The organism is Streptomyces sp. DH-12, from assembly GCF_002899455.1.
GTDB lineage: Bacteria > Actinomycetota > Actinomycetes > Streptomycetales > Streptomycetaceae > Streptomyces.
Map to the genome: position 1 here is coordinate 2,381,850 of NZ_PPFB01000001.1, position 16,862 is coordinate 2,398,711.

The 16,862-nt window shown below is 72.1% G+C and carries 14 protein-coding genes; 3 read left to right on the plus strand and 11 right to left on the minus strand.

Going from position 1 to position 16,862, the window contains the following annotated elements; all coding sequences use genetic code 11:
• Nucleotides 1–280 precede the first annotated feature (280 nt).
• Entirely contained in the window at nt 281–1,777 is a 1,497-nt protein-coding gene (gene nsdA / locus C1708_RS09470) for a transcriptional repressor NsdA (protein WP_106412242.1), read from the minus strand.
• A gap of 447 nt (nt 1,778–2,224) precedes the next feature.
• Between nsdA and C1708_RS09475 the strand changes: the two genes are divergently transcribed.
• A complete protein-coding gene (locus tag C1708_RS09475; RefSeq protein ID WP_106412243.1) occupies nt 2,225–2,890 on the plus strand; it encodes a bifunctional DNA primase/polymerase in 666 nt (221 codons plus the stop codon).
• An 88-nt stretch (nt 2,891–2,978) separates the two neighbouring features.
• Here the strand turns inward: C1708_RS09475 and ftsY are convergent, their stop codons facing one another.
• From ftsY to C1708_RS09505, 5 genes are all read right to left on the minus strand, one after another.
• Complete coding sequence (gene ftsY / locus C1708_RS09480; protein WP_106412244.1) at nt 2,979–4,181, minus strand: signal recognition particle-docking protein FtsY; 1,203 nt, start codon at nt 4,179–4,181, stop codon at nt 2,979–2,981.
• Between the two features lie 244 nt (nt 4,182–4,425).
• The gene (locus C1708_RS09485) at nt 4,426–5,844 is read right to left on the minus strand and encodes a sugar porter family MFS transporter (protein ID WP_106412245.1); all 1,419 of its coding nucleotides are present in this window, start codon (nt 5,842–5,844) and stop codon (nt 4,426–4,428) included.
• 205 nt (nt 5,845–6,049) lie between these two features.
• Complete coding sequence (smc, locus tag C1708_RS09490) at nt 6,050–9,607, minus strand: chromosome segregation protein SMC (protein ID WP_106412246.1); 3,558 nt, start codon at nt 9,605–9,607, stop codon at nt 6,050–6,052.
• A gap of 284 nt (nt 9,608–9,891) precedes the next feature.
• On the minus strand, nt 9,892–10,095 hold the full coding sequence (locus C1708_RS09500) for a hypothetical protein (protein ID WP_006130460.1): 204 nt from the start codon (nt 10,093–10,095) through the stop codon (nt 9,892–9,894).
• Between the two features lie 377 nt (nt 10,096–10,472).
• Complete coding sequence (locus tag C1708_RS09505; RefSeq protein WP_106412247.1) at nt 10,473–10,754, minus strand: acylphosphatase; 282 nt, start codon at nt 10,752–10,754, stop codon at nt 10,473–10,475.
• A 175-nt stretch (nt 10,755–10,929) separates the two neighbouring features.
• Here C1708_RS09505 and C1708_RS09510 point away from each other — a divergent pair, with 175 nt between their 5' ends.
• Nucleotides 10,930–12,264, plus strand: coding sequence for a CAP domain-containing protein (locus C1708_RS09510; RefSeq protein ID WP_106412248.1), 1,335 nt, complete (start codon nt 10,930–10,932; stop codon nt 12,262–12,264).
• Between the two features lie 273 nt (nt 12,265–12,537).
• On the plus strand, nt 12,538–12,939 hold the full coding sequence (locus C1708_RS09515) for a winged helix-turn-helix transcriptional regulator (protein ID WP_106412249.1): 402 nt from the start codon (nt 12,538–12,540) through the stop codon (nt 12,937–12,939).
• Here the strand turns inward: C1708_RS09515 and mutM are convergent.
• From mutM to C1708_RS09540, 5 genes are all read right to left on the minus strand, one after another.
• The gene (mutM, locus tag C1708_RS09520; protein ID WP_106412250.1) at nt 12,912–13,796 is read right to left on the minus strand and encodes a bifunctional DNA-formamidopyrimidine glycosylase/DNA-(apurinic or apyrimidinic site) lyase; all 885 of its coding nucleotides are present in this window, start codon (nt 13,794–13,796) and stop codon (nt 12,912–12,914) included. The genes C1708_RS09515 and mutM overlap by 28 nt on opposite strands.
• Nucleotides 13,797–13,878: 82 nt before the next feature.
• Nucleotides 13,879–14,697: a ribonuclease III gene (rnc, locus tag C1708_RS09525; RefSeq protein ID WP_106412251.1), complete on the minus strand. Its 819-nt coding sequence runs from the start codon at nt 14,695–14,697 to the stop codon at nt 13,879–13,881.
• Between the two features lie 19 nt (nt 14,698–14,716).
• Nucleotides 14,717–14,890, minus strand: a complete 174-nt coding sequence (rpmF, locus tag C1708_RS09530) for a 50S ribosomal protein L32 (protein WP_106412252.1) — start codon at nt 14,888–14,890, stop codon at nt 14,717–14,719.
• A 2-nt stretch (nt 14,891–14,892) separates the two neighbouring features.
• Nucleotides 14,893–15,537: a YceD family protein gene (locus C1708_RS09535; RefSeq protein ID WP_106412253.1), complete on the minus strand. Its 645-nt coding sequence runs from the start codon at nt 15,535–15,537 to the stop codon at nt 14,893–14,895.
• Nucleotides 15,538–15,668: 131 nt separating this feature from the next.
• Nucleotides 15,669–16,778: a F0F1 ATP synthase subunit B gene (locus C1708_RS09540; protein ID WP_106412254.1), complete on the minus strand. Its 1,110-nt coding sequence runs from the start codon at nt 16,776–16,778 to the stop codon at nt 15,669–15,671.
• Nucleotides 16,779–16,862 lie beyond the last annotated feature (84 nt).

Below are 16,862 nucleotides of genomic sequence, written 5' to 3' on the forward strand. Positions count from 1 at the left end.
TTATGCGCCATGAAGAGTGGCGCAGCGCGGTTTCGGCGGAGGCCCCTCGTTGTTTCGCCGCCGTGACGAAGGCATCCGGCGTGTTACGGGTCGGTGAACCGCCGGACCCGGGGCGCGTCGATCGTCGTCGTGGCGCGATCTCCGGTGTGCGGCGGTGAGCCGTGGCCGGGGAGACACACGGCCGGCCGCGGCCGGCCTTCCGAAATGACTGGCATGGGGGAGCCGAGTCGGGCAGTTCGGGAGGGCCGGCCGCGGCCGGGGTCCAGGGGTGTTCCGGTGGTCAGACCGCTTCGGCGGTCTCGGGCAGCTCGATCGCGAGCCGCTCGGTGAGTTCGACGACGTCGGCGAGGTCCCCGAAGTCGCGTACGGCGGTGTCGACGGTCTTTCGGATACGCGTGTTGACCCGCTCGGAACGGACCTTCTTGGCCGCCTTGATGGCCTGGGTGGCGAGAACCGCGCTCTGCTCGGGCTCGCGCTGGAGCAGGTGGACCGTGGCCATGCCGATCAGGTTGAGCGCGTAGGAGCGCTGGTGCTCGCCGCCCTCCTGGCCGAACAGCTCCACGGCCCGCTTCATCAGCGGCTCGGCGAGCGAGGCGTAGGTGGGGCTGCGGCCCGCGACGTAGGCGAGGTCGCGGAAGGAGTGGCTGTTCTCCGCGTACAGCTCGGCCTCGGAGAAGAAGCGGATCCAGTCGGGGTCCGGCTCGTCCCACTCGTCGGCCTCGGCGAAGGTGTCCTCGGCCATGCGGACGGCGCGTTTGCAGCGGCCGGGCTGCCCCATGTTGGCGTAGGCGCGGGCCTCCATCGCATACAGCATCGACTGGACGCGGGGGCCGGCGCAGTCGCGGCTGCCGTACTGCGCGAGGTGGATGAGCTCCAGGGCGTCCTCGGGCCGGCCGAGGTGGATCATCTGCCGGCTCATGCTGGACAGCACGTAGGAGCCGAGCGGCCGGTCGCCGGCCTCCTTGGCGGCGTGCAGGGCGAGCACGAAGTACTTCTGCGCGGTGGGCTGCAGCCCCACGTCGTACGACATCCAGCCCGCCAGCTCGGCGAGTTCGGCGGCGACCTTGAACAGCCGTTTGGCGGTGGTCTCCGGCTGGGGCTCCTGGAGGAGGTCGGTGACCTCGTGGAGCTGGCCGACGACGGCCTTGCGGCGCAGCCCGCCGCCGCACTGGGCGTCCCACTGCCGGAACATCACGGTGGTGGTCTCCAGCAGGTCGAGCTCCGGCTTGGACAGCCGGCCGCGGGCGCGTGCCGAGGAGGGCGCGACGTCCGGCTCGGGCGTGGGCAGCGGGCTGGACGGGGAGGGGACGAGCCAGCGCTGCATGGGCTCGATGAGGGACGGGCCCGCGGAGAGGGCCAGCGAGCTGCCGAGGAAGCCGCGCCGCGCCAGCATGAGGTCGCTGCGCGAGAACTCGCTGAGCAGGGCCACGGTCTGCGGGCCCGTCCAGGGGAGGTCGACGCCGGTCGCGGAGGGTGCCGGGCGGGTGGTGCGCAGCCCCAGGTCCTCCACGGAGACGACGACGCCGAAGCGTTCGGAGAACAGCTCGGACAGGATGCGGGGGATCGGCTCGCGCGGGTTCTCCCCGTCCAGCCAGCGGCGGACGCGGGAGGTGTCGGTGGAGATGTGGTTGGCGCCCAACTGCCGTGCTCTGCGGTTCACTTGGCGGGCCAGCTCGCCCTTGGACCAGCCGCTGCGGACGAACCACGAGGTGAGCAGCTCGTTCGGGCGCTTCTCCGCACTCGCGGAACTCGTCCCGCCACCGCCGTTGCCGCTCACTGGAACGCCCCCATCCCTGAAGACCGCTTGTCGCTGAGTGCGCCAAGCCTTATCAGAATGCCGGTGATCGGGGCCGCCCGTCCGGCGGTTGCCACCCCTCGAACGGGAAGCCGAGTTGCCTCCGGCATACCCACGAGCGCGTGCACCCCATCCAAACCGTGCACACACAGTAACCCTATGATCACCCGTCTCACCATGGCGGAACCGCAATCGCCACCATTCGCCACCCCTTCGAATGAACGCACCGTCGCCGTCCCGCGATTGACTTGACGCAGGACGGACAGGAGTGGACGCACTGACGCGCCGGAGGGCGCGCAGTGACCGCCGCACCACCCTGTGCACATCAGAGCGCTGGTTGATGCGGGTCGCGCCGGGAAGTCGGAAACAGAGAGTCACGCACCGCGTCCGGTGCGTGACCACCGGTACGCCGGACCCGTTGGAGGGGGCATGGGCTTCACGATCGGTATCAGCCGGGGCATCCGTGACATCCGGTCCGGCTCGCGGCGGCGCGGTCGCTCCTCGGACGGCACGGTCGTGGCGGAGTACACGGGGCTGTGGGGCTGGGACGTGGTGCCCGGCGTCCGTGCCGTCGCCGGGGCCTGCTCCTGCGGCCGCACGGCCTGCCGGGCGCCGGGCGCCCACCCCCTGGAGCACGCCCCGGTGATCCGCGCGGGTGCGCCGCTGGACGAGGTGACCGCGCTCTGGTCGGAGTTCCCGGGCGCCTCGGTGCTGCTGCCCGTCGGCCAGGCGTTCGACGTGATCGAGGTGGCGGAGCCGGCCGGGTGTCACGCCCTGACGCGGCTGGAGCGGATGGGCCTGCCGGTCGGTCCGGTCGCCGCCACCCCGGACGGGCGGGCCCAGTTCTTCGTCGCCCCGGGCGCCGCCGAGGCCCTGCCCGACCTGCTGTACCGCATGGGCTGGGACGACCCGGACGCCCTCGACCTGCGCGGCCTGGGACGCGGTACGCACATCACGGCGCCGCCGTCGGACCGCGGCGGCCTCGGCCCGGTGCGCTGGCTGCGCTCCCCCGCCCTGGACTCCGCCGCCCGTCCGCCGGAGGCGCGGCTGCTGCTCGGCACGCTGGCGTACGTGGCGCACCGGTCGGGAGCCTGACCCCTTCCGGTACGGCGAAGCGCCCGTCCCCCGATCGCTTTCGGGGGCGGGCGCTTCCTCGCGTACGGGGCCGGACGTCTCCGGGGTGTCACTCCCCCAGAAGGGCGTCCACGAAGGCTTCCGGCTCGAACGGCGCCAGGTCGTCCGCGCCCTCGCCGAGCCCGATCAGCTTGACCGGGACGCCCAGCTCGCGCTGGACGGAGATGACGATGCCGCCCTTGGCCGTGCCGTCGAGCTTGGTGAGCACGATGCCGGTGATGTCGACGACCTCGGCGAAGACCCGCGCCTGCACCAGACCGTTCTGGCCGGTGGTGGCGTCGAGCACCAGCAGCACCTCGTCCAGCGGGGCCTGCTTCTCCACGACCCGCTTGACCTTGCCGAGCTCGTCCATGAGGCCCGTCTTGGTGTGCAGCCGGCCGGCGGTGTCGATGAGCACCGCGTCGGCGCCCATCTCCTTGCCCTCCTTGACCGCGTCGAACGCGACGGAGGCCGGGTCGCCGCCCTCCGGGCCGCGCACGATGTGGGCGCCGACCCGCTCGCCCCAGGTCTGCAGCTGGTCGGCGGCGGCGGCCCGGAAGGTGTCGGCGGCGCCGAGGACGACGGTGTTGCCGTCGGCGACCAGGACGCGGGCGAGCTTGCCGGTGGTGGTGGTCTTGCCGGTGCCGTTGACGCCGACGACCATCACGACGCCGGGGCCGCCGGCCTGGTTCTCGGTGTGCACGGTGCGGTCCATCTGCGGACCGACCAGCGTGATCAGCTCCTCGCGGAGCAGCCCGCGCAGTTCCTCGGGCGTACGGGTGCCGAGCACCTTGACCCGCTCGCGCAGCCGGTCGACCAGTTCCTGGGTGGGCTGGACGCCGACGTCGGCGGTGAGCAGGGTGTCCTCGATCTCCTCCCAGGTCTCCTCGTCCAGGTGCTCGCGGGAGAGCAGGGTGAGCAGGCCCTTGCCCAGGGCGTTCTGCGACCGCGACAGACGGGCGCGCAGCCGGACCAGGCGGCCGGCGGTGGGCTCCGGGATCTCGATCTCGGGAGCCTCGGCGGCGGGCGGTTCCTCGATGACGACGGGACCGGCGCCCGCCGGAAGATCAACCTCCTCGATGGTGCGCCGCGGTTCCTCCCGCGGCGTCTCGGCCTCTTCGCCGACGTGCGGCTCGGCCGGCGGGGCGGTGATGTCGGGCGCGGCGGGCGGCGGCGGGGGCAGCGGCTTCTTGCGCCGGCTCCCGACGATCAGCCCGCCGAGCGCGCCGAGCACGACCACGGCGATGACTACAGCAAGGATGACGATGTCCATAACCCGTCCAGTATCGGCCATGCTCCCCCCGGCGCCCCCGCTCCCGACGCGCCCGCCTGAGACGCCCCGAAAGGGCGCGGGGAGCCGCGCGCTCACCCCCCGCCCGGCCGCGCGGGCCCGGGAAGGACGCCACCGCCCCGGCTCGGGCGGACCGAACCGGGGCGGGTGGGGGATGGCGCACACGAGGGGCAGGAGCAGCGGGGAGGTGACCCCCGCCCCTCGGGTCACAAGGGGAAGAGGGGCGTCAGCCCATCTCCTCCAGCCGCTTGCCCTTCGTCTCCTTCACGAACTTCAGCACGAACGGGATCGAGAGCGCCGCGAACACCGTGTAGATCACGTAGGTGACGGACAGGTTCCAGTCCGCCAGCGACGGGAAGCTCGCGGTGATCGCCCAGTTGGCGATCCACTGCGCGGCGGCGGCGACACCGAGGGCGGCGGCGCGGATCCGGTTCGGGAACATCTCGCCGAGCATGACCCACACGACCACACCCCACGACAGGGCGAAGAAGAGGACGAAGACGTGGGCCGCGATCAGGGCCACCCAGCCCTGCGTGGCGGGCAGCTGCCCGTCGACGAGGTCCGAGGAGAAGGCCCAGGCCTCCAGCGCGAGACCGATCACCATGCCGACCGAGCCGATGATGGCCAGCGGCCGGCGGCCGATGCGGTCGACGAAGATCATCGCGATGACGGTGCCGACGATGTTGATGATCGACGTGGTGAACGAGTAGAAGAACGAGTCCGACGGGTCGACGCCGACCGACTGCCACAGCGTGGCCGAGTAGTAGAACGCGACGTTGATGCCGACGAACTGCTGGAACACCGACAGACCGATACCGATCCAGACGATCGGCTTGAAGAAGAAGCTGCCGCCGAGCAGGTCCTTGAAGCTGGACCTCTCCTCGCGCCGCATGCCGGTCTCGATCTCGGTGACGCGCGCGTCGAGGTCGGTCTCGCCGCCCTCGACCTCGGCGAGGATCTGCCGGGCGCGCTCGTGCTTGCCGACGGAGATCAGGTAGCGGGGCGACTCGGGGATGGCGAAGGAGAGCAGGCCGTAGAGGACGGCCGGGACGACCATGACGCCGAGCATGAGCTGCCAGGCCTCCAGGCCCAGCAGTTCACCGCGCTGGTCCCCGTCCGCGGCGTTCAGGATGCCCCAGTTGACCAGCTGGGAGACGGCGATGCCGATGACGATCGCGGCCTGCTGGAAGGAGCCGAGACGGCCGCGGTAGGCGGGCGGGGCGACCTCGGCGATGTAGGCGGGGCCGATGACGGAGGCCATGCCGATGGCGAAGCCGCCGACCACGCGCCAGAAGGCGAGGTCGTACAGGGAGAACGGGAGCGCGGAGCCGACGGCGCTGACCGTGAAGAGGACCGCGGCGATCTGCATGCACCGGATGCGTCCGATGCGGTCGGCTATCCGGCCGGCGGTGGCGGCGCCGATCGCGCAGCCGATCAGCGCGATGGCGATGACCTGGGCGAGCGCGGCGGAGCCGATGTCGTAGCGGTCGCGGATGGCCTCGACGGCGCCGTTGATCACGGAGCTGTCGTAGCCGAAGAGGAAGCCGCCCATGGCTGCGGCAGCGGCGATGAAGATGACATGCCCGAGATGTTCGGGATGAGCCGTCCGGGCTCCTGACGCTTGTGCCTGCGCGGTGCTGGTCACGTGTACTCCTCGGGCCACCGGCAACGTCGCCGGATGGGGGTCAGCCCTTCATGATTTCCGCCGTAGGCACATGAAGGTAAAAACAACATTGCAGAGACTATGCCTTCAATTCTTGAAGTCAATAGGTCCTTGGATGTGAGTTTCGAGACGCAGAAGCCCGGACGCCGCCTGGCAAGTGTTCACATCTTGAAGATCTTGCGCTGCTTCAGCGCAGACGCTGACTGATGACCTTGGACACGCCGTCGCCCTGCATGGAGACGCCGTACAGCACGTCGGCGACCTCCATGGTGCGCTTCTGGTGTGTGATCACGATCAGCTGCGAGGCCTCCTGCAGCTCCTGCATGATCCGGATCAGCCGCTGGAGGTTGGTGTCGTCGAGCGCGGCCTCGACCTCGTCCATCACGTAGAACGGGCTGGGCCGCGCCTTGAAGATCGACACGAGCAGCGCCACGGCGGTCAGCGACCGCTCGCCGCCCGAGAGCAGCGACAGCCGCTTGACCTTCTTGCCCGGCGGACGCGCCTCGACGTCCACGCCCGTGGTGAGCATGTTGTCGGGGTCGGTCAGCACCAGGCGTCCCTCCCCGCCCGGGAAGAGCCGGGAGAAGACGCCCTCGAACTCGCGGGCGGTGTCCCGGTAGGCCTCGGTGAAGACCTGCTCGACGCGTTCGTCGACCTCCTTGACGACCTGGAGCAGGTCCGCGCGGGTCTTCTTCAGATCCTCCAGCTGCTCGCTGAGGAACTGGTGGCGTTCCTCCAGCGCCGCGAACTCCTCCAGGGCGAGCGGGTTCACCTTGCCGAGCTGCTGGTAGGCACGCTCGGCCGTCCTCAGGCGCTTCTCCTGCTCGGCCCGCACGAAGGGGCGGGGCCGGTTACGCGGGTGCTCCGGGTCCTCCGGCAGCTCTTCGCCCTCGGCGGGGGGCGAGGGCGGCACGAGCTGGTGCGGGCCGTACTCCGCGACCAGCCCGGCCGGTTCGACACCCAGTTCCTCCAGCGCCTTCGCCTCCAGCTGCTCCATCCGCAGCCGTTTCTCAGCGCCGAGTACCTCGCCGCGGTGGACCGAATCCGTCAACTTGTCGAGTTCCGCCTTGAGATCGCGTCCCTCGGTGCGGGCGCGGGCGAGTTCCTCCTCGCGCCGGGCCTTGGCGGCCTCGGCCGCGGTGCGCTCCTCGGCGGCACGGGCCAGGGACACCTCGACGTGCGCGAGGAGCTGGCGGGCGCCCGCGGCGACGGCGGCGGCGACTCCCGCCTCGTGACGCAGCCGGGCGCGACGCTGTTCGGCACGCGCGCGTGCCTCGCGTTCCGCGCGGGCGGCCCGGTCCAGGGAGTCGGCCCGGCCGGCCAGCCCCTTGACCCGTTCCTCGTGCGTACGGACCTGGAGGCGGGCCTCCATCTCGGTCTGGCGGGCGTTGGCCCCGTCGGCGGCGAGCCGGTCGCGCACGGAGGTGTCGGGCTCCTCCTCGAACGGCATCTCCTCGGCCGCCTCGAGCCGCTCGGCGAGTTCCTCCACGTCGGCGAGCGCCTTGTCGAACGCCTCCTGGGCCCGTTCGGCGGCGGCCCCGGCACGTTCGGCCTCGCCGGCGGCGCCGCGTGCCTGCCCGGCGAGCCGGCCGAGCTGCTGGGCGACGGCGGACTTCTCCCGGTCGGCGGCCCGGCGCCGCTCCCCCAGTTCCTCGACGAGGGCCGCGCACTCCCGGCGCCGGGCGGCCGCCGCCTCCTGCGCCTCGGCCAGCTCCTCACAGCGCACCGCGAGTTCCTCCAGCTCGGCGGCGGCCTCGTCGACGGACGCCTGCACCTCCAGCAGGCTGGGGGCGCCGGCCGAACCGCCGTGCGCGAAGTGACCGCCCAGCAGGTCGCCCTCGGTGGTGACGGCGGTGAGGCCGGGCCGGGCGTGGACGAGTTCCTCGGCGTCCTCGAGGGTGTTGACGACGACGACGCCGTGCAGCAGGCGCCGCACGGCGGGCAGGAGGTCGGCGGGCCCGTCGACCAGGCCGGCGGCGTGCCGGCCCACGGGGAGCGGGTCCAGCTCGTCGGGCGCGGGTTCCGGGGCGCCGGCCAGGAGGAGTGCGGCGCGGCCCGCGTCCTGCTTGCGCAGCAGCCGGATGGCGTCGGCCGCCGCGGACGGCGAGGCGACCGCCAGGGCATCGGCGGCCGCGCCGAACGCGGCGGCCAGGGCGGCCTCGTGGCCGGGGGTGACGGTCAGCAGTTCCGCGGCCGGTCCGAGCAGTCCGTCCAGGCGGTCCTTCGCCTCCAGCAGTGCCCCGGTGCCGTCCTTGCGGCGCAGGCCGAGCGCCAGCGCCTCGTGGCGTGCCTGGGTCGCGGCGCGTTTCCGCTCCGCGGCGGTGACCGCCTCGCGGGCGGCGGTGAGGGCGGCCTCGGCCTCGGCGAGCCGGCGCTTGGCGTCCTCGTGCCGCTCGGCGAGTTCCGCGTCGCCCGCGTCGAGGCCGTCGACCTCCGCCTGGAGGGTCTCGTACTCCTCCTGGGCGGCCACGGCGCGCTGCTGTGCCTCGTCACGGGCGGCGGCGAGCCGTTCGATCTCGGCCTGGGCCGCGGCGGCGCGGGAACGGGCGGCGCCCACCTGGCCCTTGAGCCGGGCGAGTCCTTCGCGCCGGTCGGCGATGGCCCGCGCGACGTCCTTCAGACGGCGTTCCTCCTGGGCCAGTTCGCGCTCCAGTTCGGCGCGGTGGGCGACGGTGTCCTCCAGCGCGCGTTCGGCCGCCTCCAGGGCGGCCTCCAGTTCGGCCTCCTGCTCACGGATGCGGGCGGCCTCGCGCTCCATGTCCTCGGGGTCCCGGCCGCGCCGCTCCTCGGGAGGTGCGGAGGTGGCGCTCTGCACGCGCGCGTCGGCGAGGGAGACGGTGCCGCGCACCCGTTCGGCGAGCTGGGAGAGTTCGTACCAGGTCTGCTGGGCGTTCCGCAGCCGCGGGATGAGGCGGCGCACCTCGTCCTCCAGGAGCGCCTCGCGCCGGAGGGCCTTCCTCAGCTCGGCCTCGGCCGCCTCCTTGCGCTGCTTGAGGGCGGCCTCGTCGGCGATCTCGGCCTGGAGCGCCTCACGCAGCTTCACGAGGTCGTCGGCGAGGAGGCGCAGGCGGGCGTCGCGCAGGTCGGCCTGGATGACGGCGGCCCTGCGGGCGACGGCGGCCTGGCGGCCGAGGGGCTTGAGCTGGCGGCGGAGTTCGTCGGTGAGGTCCTGCACGCGCGCGAGGTTGGCCTGCATCGCGTCCAGCTTGCGCAGCGCCTTCTCCTTGCGCTTGCGGTGCTTGAGGACGCCGGCCGCCTCCTCGATGAAGGCGCGGCGGCCCGTCGGGTCGGCGTGCAGGACGGAGTCGAGCTGGCCCTGACCGACGATGACGTGCATCTCGCGGCCGATGCCGGAGTCGGAGAGCAGGTCCTGGACGTCCAGGAGGCGGCAGGTGTCGCCGTTGATCTGGTACTCGCTGCCGCCGTTGCGGAACATGGTCCGCGTGATGGTGACCTCGGAGTACTCGATGGGGAGGGCGCCGTCGGAGTTGTCGATGGTCAGGGACACCTCGGCGCGGCCCAGCGGGGGGCGCCCGGTGGTGCCGGCGAAGATGACGTCCTCCATCTTGCCGCCGCGCAGCGATTTGGCGCCCTGCTCGCCCATGACCCAGCTGAGCGCGTCCACCACGTTGGACTTGCCCGAACCGTTCGGACCGACGACGCAGGTGATCCCCGGTTCGAACCGGAGGGTGGTCGCGGAGGCGAACGATTTGAAGCCGCGGAGGGTCAGGGCCTTGAGGTGCACGCCGCCGGACTCTACCCGCCGGGCATGTCTCACTCCATGAGCGCGCGGTTTCGCGGGTGAACGGGCAGGGCATGCCAGACGTTGAGAAGGTGAAAGGGTGCGCGGGACAGAGAGTGCACGGCGCGGGGGTCGCGGGGTTCACCGCGTGGAGGCAGGCTCAGGGGTTCGGGACGCGGAGGGGCGAAGAAAGAAGGGACGCCGGAGCGTCCCTTGCAGTTCCGACTGCCTGGCGGTGGTGATGGGCAAGCCCGACCACTGCGTGCTGTGCGTGGAGCGTGCAGTGATCAGGTGAGCGCAGGCTCCGCCTGGTGTGCGTCAACGCTCTCCATGATCCTGTCGTGAGAAGCGGCAGCCTTCAGGGCGTCCTTCTCGGCCTGGATCCGCACGAGCTCGGATTCCAGGTCCTGGACGCGCTGCTGGAGCCGTCGCATCTCGGCGAGGAGTCGAGGGTCGGAGCCGCCGACGTAACCGAGAAGCGCCTTTGCCATGATGGATGGTCCTCCACAATGAGTGACCGACCGATGCGGTGTGGGTCGTGAGGGATGAGCACCCGCGATGCTTGGCAGGCCTGGAGTTGTACTGCCGTTCAGCCATGCCAAACAGCTAAGGTGCGCGGGGCTTTCAGCGTCTCACCAAAAAGTTTGAGGGTCAACACGATCACGCCCCGTATCGGGGGACAACGGGGCGCATACGGCCGGACGGCGGCGGCGTCGCGATCTTCGCGGGTCCTCGGGGCGTGACGGTCATCTTGGCGGGCGCGGTGGCCGTCGGCAAGCCGTTCGCCCCGATCACCAGGACTTTTTACTCGCGGACGGCTCACGGCGAGGGGCGCGTGGCCGCTGACGCGGCGGGCGGGCGGGCTCCGTCAGCGGATCGCGAAGCCGTCGTAGCCGCCGCGGGGTGTGTCCCAGATCTCGGTCACTCCGTCCACGCGCCCGGGCGTGTCGCCGGTCTGGAGCCACTCCAGCAGCCGCTCGCAGCGGTCGCGGGCCCCCTCGGCGACCACCTGCACCCTGCCGTCGCCGAGATTCAGGGCGAAGCCCCGCAGCCCGCCGACCTCCAGGGCCTTGGCCCGGGTGAACCAGCGGAAGCCCACGCCCTGGACGTGTCCGCGGACCCAGGCGACCAGTCGCACATCCTCACTCATGCCTGCAACCTAACCGGACAAAGTCACACCAGGCACTCCGCCCCCTTGCGCCATGCGGTAGCGTCCCCACCCATGAATCTCATATGAAACTCACTCGTTCGTGTGAGTTTCGTGATCGTCGAGTTTCGGGCTGGTCGCGAGACGCGCCGACCGCCAGGACGAGGAAGGCCAGGACATGGGACGCCACCGACGCTCCGACGCCGGCCGCGCCGCCACGAGCCGCGCCGCCGGGGCCACCCGCCGCGACGGCTCCTCCGGTGAAGGTCTGGACCCGCGAGGCGCCGTGCCCGGCGGCCCGCCCACGATGGGCACGGCGCCGTACCTGAACCCGGAGGCCTACGCGGAGACGTACGCCCGCACCGCGGCGTACCTGTACGCGACGGACGACACCGCGGCGCCCTCCGGCCGCACCGGCTCGGGCGGTTTCCCTGGCAGCGCGCCCGGCCCCGCTCCGGCCGCGTACGGCTACGCCGCGGACACCCTCGCGGCCCCCACCGTCCCGGGTCCGCGCACCGCCGCGTACGACTTCACGGATCCCTCCTTCTCCGGTGACCCGGTCCCGGAGTGGGACGTGACGCCCCGGCCGCGCCCCCGCCCCACCCGTACCGCCGTGACCTCGTCGGTCGGCGCGGACGATCGGCCCGGGAGCGGACGCCGGCGCAAGAAGAGGAAGCCCGCGACGCCGGTCCGCACCGGGCTGCTCGGGGTCTCCGCCGCCGTGGCCCTCGGCACGGTCGCCGTGGCCACCGGCACGGTGCCGGGCCTGGAGAACTACAAGCTCGGCGGCGACCGCGGCCCCAGTGACAACGTGCAGGCCGACGGCGGTGTGGCGACCAACCTGCCGACCGAGCAGGGCGGCACGTCCGGCCCCGCCGAGCCGCCGAGCCGCGACGCGTCCGCCCCCGCGAGCCGTGACGGCGGACGCTCGGTGTCCCCGACGCCGTCCGGGGCGCCGTCCACCTCGACCGCTCCGACGAAGGCGCCCGAGAAGGAGAGGACCCCGGAGAGGACCCCGGAGAGGACGGAGTCCGCCGCGGCCCCGGAGAAGACCGAGAGGAAGGCGCCGGCCCGCAAGGCGACGCCGGAGCCGGAGCGGACGGCGGGCGACGAGGGCCAGGGCCAGTTCTCGGTCGAGGCGGCGGCCGGCGCCGAGGTGCTGCGGCTGGTCAACGCCGAGCGGGCCAAGGCCGGCTGCAGCCCGGTCACCGCGGACAGCGCGCTGACCGCACTGGCGACGGCCTTCAGCAACGACATGGCCAAGCGCGGCTTCTTCGACCACACCGACCCCGACGGCGACACCCCGTGGGACCGGGCCCAGGCGGCCGGCATAAGCAACCTCGGCGGCGAGAACATCGCCCGCGGCCAGGGCGACGCCGAGGCCGTCATGGAGGCCTGGATGAACAGCCCCGGCCACAAGGCGAACATCCTGAACTGCGACTTCAAGACCCTGGGCGTCGGCGTCCACATGGGCCCGGGCGGGCCTTGGTGGACGCAGAACTTCGGTTACTGAGTACCCGCGGTCCGGCCGGTGACCTACCGGGCGGGGCGCGGGTCCCGCCGGTCGGGCGGGGTCCCGGTCCCCGTCCGTGCGGAGGAGGCAGCCCGCGCCCGGTGGGACCCGTCGGAGGGCGGGGCCGGCAGGACGACCTCCGCGCGTGCGCCCGTGCCGGGGTGTCGTGGCACCGCCCGTGTCCGCCGCGACCGGTGTCGCCGCACCGCCCCCCTGCTTACCCGGAGTGAGCGCAACCCGTGGGTGAGCGCTGCCCTGAAGTACGCTGAACTCATGACGACCACGCAGCCGGCCCCGGAGGACCGGGACCTCCCCTTCAACGTGTTCGCCAGGTCCTGCCCGTCCCGCGTCACGCTGGAACACGTGACCGGGCGCTGGGGGGCGCTGACGCTGGGGGCGCTGTACGAGGGGTCGCTGCGGTTCAACGAGCTGCGCCGACGGGTCGACGGCGTCAGCGAGAAGATGCTGTCGCAGACGCTGCACGCGCTGGAGCGCGACGGGCTCGTGCACCGCGAGGCGCAGCTGACCAACCCGCCTCGGGTGGACTACGAACTGACCCCGCTGGGCCGCGAGGTCGCCGAGCGTCTGCTGGCCCTCATCCACCTCCTGGAGGACCGCATGGACGCCGTCCTCGAGGCCCGTGAGCGTTACGACGCGGCGCGCGGCGCCCGCTGACAGCGCGGGCAGAAGTAGCTGGAGCGGTTCATCCACGCCCGCCGGCGCACCGGCGTCCCGCAGCGGCGGCAGGGCAGGCCCTCACGGCCGTACGCGTCCAGGGACCGGTCGAAGTAGCCGGACTCACCGTTGACGTTGACGTAGAGGCTGTCGAAGCTGGTGCCGCCGGCGGCGAGGGCGGCGTTCATCACGTCCCGGACGTGTCCCAGCAGTTGCAGGGTGCGGGGACGGGTGAAGCCGGCCGTGGGGCGCTCGTAGTGGATGCGGGAGCGCCACAGCGCCTCGTCCGCGTAGATGTTGCCGACGCCGCTGATCAGCGACTGGTCGAGGAGCGCCCGCTTGATGGTGGTCCGCTTGCGGCGCAGGGCCTGGTGGAAGGCCTCCTCGTCGAAGAGCGGGTCGAGCGGGTCGCGGGCGATGTGCGCGATGACGTCGGGCAGGCCCTCGGGGGTGTTGTCGTGCAGCGACAGTCCGCCGAAGGTGCGCTGGTCGACGAAGCGCAGCTCGGTGTCCCCCGCCGGTCCGGCGTCCGGGGACTGCGGCTCGGTGAAGCGGACGCGGATCCGCAAGTGCTTCTCGTCCGGCGCGGCGTGCGGCTGCATCAGCAGTTGGCCGCTCATCCCGAGGTGGGCCAGCACGGACTGGTCCGTGTCCTCCAGCGGCAGCCACAGGTACTTGCCGCGGCGGCGCGGGACGCCGATGCGGTGGCCCTTCAGCCGGTACGCGAAGTCGTCCGCGCCCGCGAGGTGACGGCGCACCGCGCGCGGGTGCAGGACCTCGGCGTCGGCGACGGTCCGGTGGGCGACCCACCGCTCGAGTCCGCGCCGTACGACCTCGACCTCGGGCAGCTCGGGCATGGTGTCCCTCCCAGGACCGGTGGAGCGAGCACCGAGCGCCCGCCCCGCTGCGGGGACGGGCGCTCGGGTCGTGCTTACTGCGTCAGGCGGAGGCCGACGAGGCGTCGGCGCTCATGCCGGAGGCTTCGGCCTCGGCGGCCCGGACGACCTGTTCGGCCTCCTGAGCCGCCTTGGCCCGCTCGTCCGCCGCGGCCTTGATGGACCGCCAGGCGGACTCGGCGGCCTGCTGCTCCGCCTCCTTCTTGCTGCGGCCGGTGCCGGTGCCGTACGAGACGCCTCCGACGCGGGCGGCAGCAGTGAAGGTCTTCTCGTGGTCGGGGCCGGTCTCCGTGACCAGGTACTCGGGAACGCCGAGCCCCTCGGTCGCGGTGAGCTCCTGGAGACTGGTCTTCCAGTCCAGGCCGGCTCCCAGGTTCGAGGACTTCTCGATCAGCGGGTCGAACAGGCGGTGCACCAGCTCCGCCGCCGATTCCAGGCCCTGGTCGAGATAGACCGCGCCGATCACCGCTTCGAGGGTGTCGGCGAGGATGGACGCCTTGTCCCGGCCGCCCGTTCCCTCTTCACCCCGGCCGAGCCGGATGAAGGAGCCGAGGTCGAGCCCACGGCCCACCTCCGCCAGCGCACGCGAGTTGACCACCGCGGCCCGCAGCTTGGCCAGCTGGCCCTCGGGCAGGTCGGGGTGGGCGCGGTACAGCGTGTCGGTGACGACGAGGCCGAGCACGGAGTCCCCGAGGAACTCCAGCCGCTCGTTCGTCGGCAGACCGCCGTTCTCGTAGGCGTAGGAACGATGGGTCAGCGCACGCACCAGAAGGGCGGACTCGACCTGGTAGCCGAGCCGCCCTTCCAGAAGCGTCGGGGACGAGGCCTGGTTGTCCGCAGAGTTTTTCTTCGGCGTGGACACAGTGCCTCTCACCAGCCGCTCAGACCTCGAGGACCTGGCGCTTGTTGTAGGTGCCGCAAGACGGGCACGCGATGTGCTGCTGCCTGGGCTCGTGGCAGCGCTCGCACGCAACCAGGGTGGGGACCGCAGCCTTCCACTGCGACCGGCGGTGGCGCGTGTTGCTGCGCGACATCTTCCGCTTCGGAACAGCCACGGCTACTTCTCCTGCTTCTCGTCGACGCCGGCTTCGGCGCCGCTCATCTCGTCCTTCTCGCCGTCCTTCATGGTGCCGGCGAGTCCCTGCAATGCCGCCCAACGGATGTCGACGGCGTCGTGATGGTGGTCCGGGTCGTCCGCCAGCCGCGCTCCGCACTCGGAGCACAGACCCGGGCAGTCTTCCTGGCACACCGGCTGCATCGGCAGTGCGAGCACCACCGCGTCGCGCAGCACCGGCTCGAGGTCGAACAGGCCGTCCTCGAGGAAGAGCCTGTCCTCGTCGTCCTCGGCGTCGTCGCCCGGTTCCGCCGTCACGCGGCCCCGGTCGTCGGCGTCAGGGTACGAGAACATCTCCTGGAAGTCCGCTTCGAGCTCCAGCTCGAGCGGCTCCAGACACCTTACGCACTCCCCCTCGGCCTTGGCACGGGCGGTGCCTGTGACGAGCACACCTTCCATGACCGACTCGAGCCGGAGTTCGAGCTCCACCGGGGCGCCTTCCGGCACTCCGACGACTCCCTTGATACCGAGGTCCTTGGGGGCGTCGACCGTACGGGTCAGGCGCTGCAGCGCACCAGGCCGCCGCCCCAGCTCGTGCGTGTCGAACACGAGGGGGTTGCGGTGGTCGAGGCGGGCGTTCAGAGCCATTCCTGCTTTCGATCTTCGAGCTCAGAGGGTGTCACTGCCGTACGGTGCGTTCCCGGGCAGCGTGGATCGCGGTCATACACGCGACCGAAGAGCCAGGATACTGGACCTTTCGCTCACGGCCCAATCCGCCCCTAGAGGCCCCGCTCGCGCTGGTACGCCTCGAGCTGTTCGGGCGTGATCATGCTGGTGTCGAACAGGCTCGTCTCGTCCAGCGCGTACCCCTGCTGGGCCTGCTGCGGCACCTGCTGGGCGGCCTGGCCCGGGTCGTACGCCTGCTGGGCGCCGTCGTAGCCCTGGTAGGCCGCGTACGGGTCGGCCTGACCGTAGCCGCCGGTGGTCTGGGCGTACGGGTCCTGGACGCCGCCGTACTGCTGCTGGTAGCCGGCGTACGGGTCGGCCTGCTGCCCGACGGGGGCGCCTCCCGCCGGGGCGTAGCCGGAGGCGGGGGGAAAGGCGGGCTCCGGCGGGGCGTACGGCTGCGGCGGCTGCTGCTGCTCGGTCCTGCGGCCCTGGGCGTCCTGCTCGGCGAGGGAGGCCAGGTCGGCGAGGTAGTCGGCGTCGCTGGAGTGCTGGACGGTGCTGGTGTCGTCGGCCAGTGCGCCCAGGTCGTCGCTGGCGATGCGGCCGTGCAGCTTCTGCCGGCCGCGGCCGACCGCCTCCAGCGTCTTGGCGAGCACCGCCTCGAAGGCGCCGAGCTTGACGTCGACGTAGGCGTCGGCGTTGCGGCGCAGGGTCTCCGGGTCGTGGCTGCGCTCGGGGGCGTCCTCGTCCTCGTAACCCTGCTCGTCGAGGCCGGGGCCGGTGCCGAGCAGCTTCTCGCGGCCGCGGCCGACGGAGCCGAGGGTCTTGGTGAGGACGACCTCGAAGTTGGCGAGCTTGGAGTCGACGTAGTCGTCGGCCTCCGCGCGGATCTCCTCGGCCTCCTTGCGGGCCTCGGCGAGGATCCGGTCGGCCTCGGCCTGGGAGCGGCGGGCGATCTCGGTCTCGGCGACCAGCGAGCCGCGCTGGGCGTGCGCCTCGGAGATGATCCGCTCGGCCTCCTGGCGGGCCTGTTCGACCATCTGCTCCCGGCCGCCGATCAGTTCCTCCGCCTGGGCGAGGGAGTCGGGCAGCGCCGCGCGCACCTCGTCGAGCATGGCGAGCAGTTCGGCGCGGTTGACCACGCACGACGCCGACATGGGCATCGACCGGGCACTGGAGACCGCGGCGACGATCTCGTCCAGCTTCTTCTGCACGTCCACCGTGTGCTCGCCACTCTCTACAGCTGTGTTGGAGACGGACGGGACGACTGTACGGCCCTGGGGCGTCCGGTGGACACCGGACGC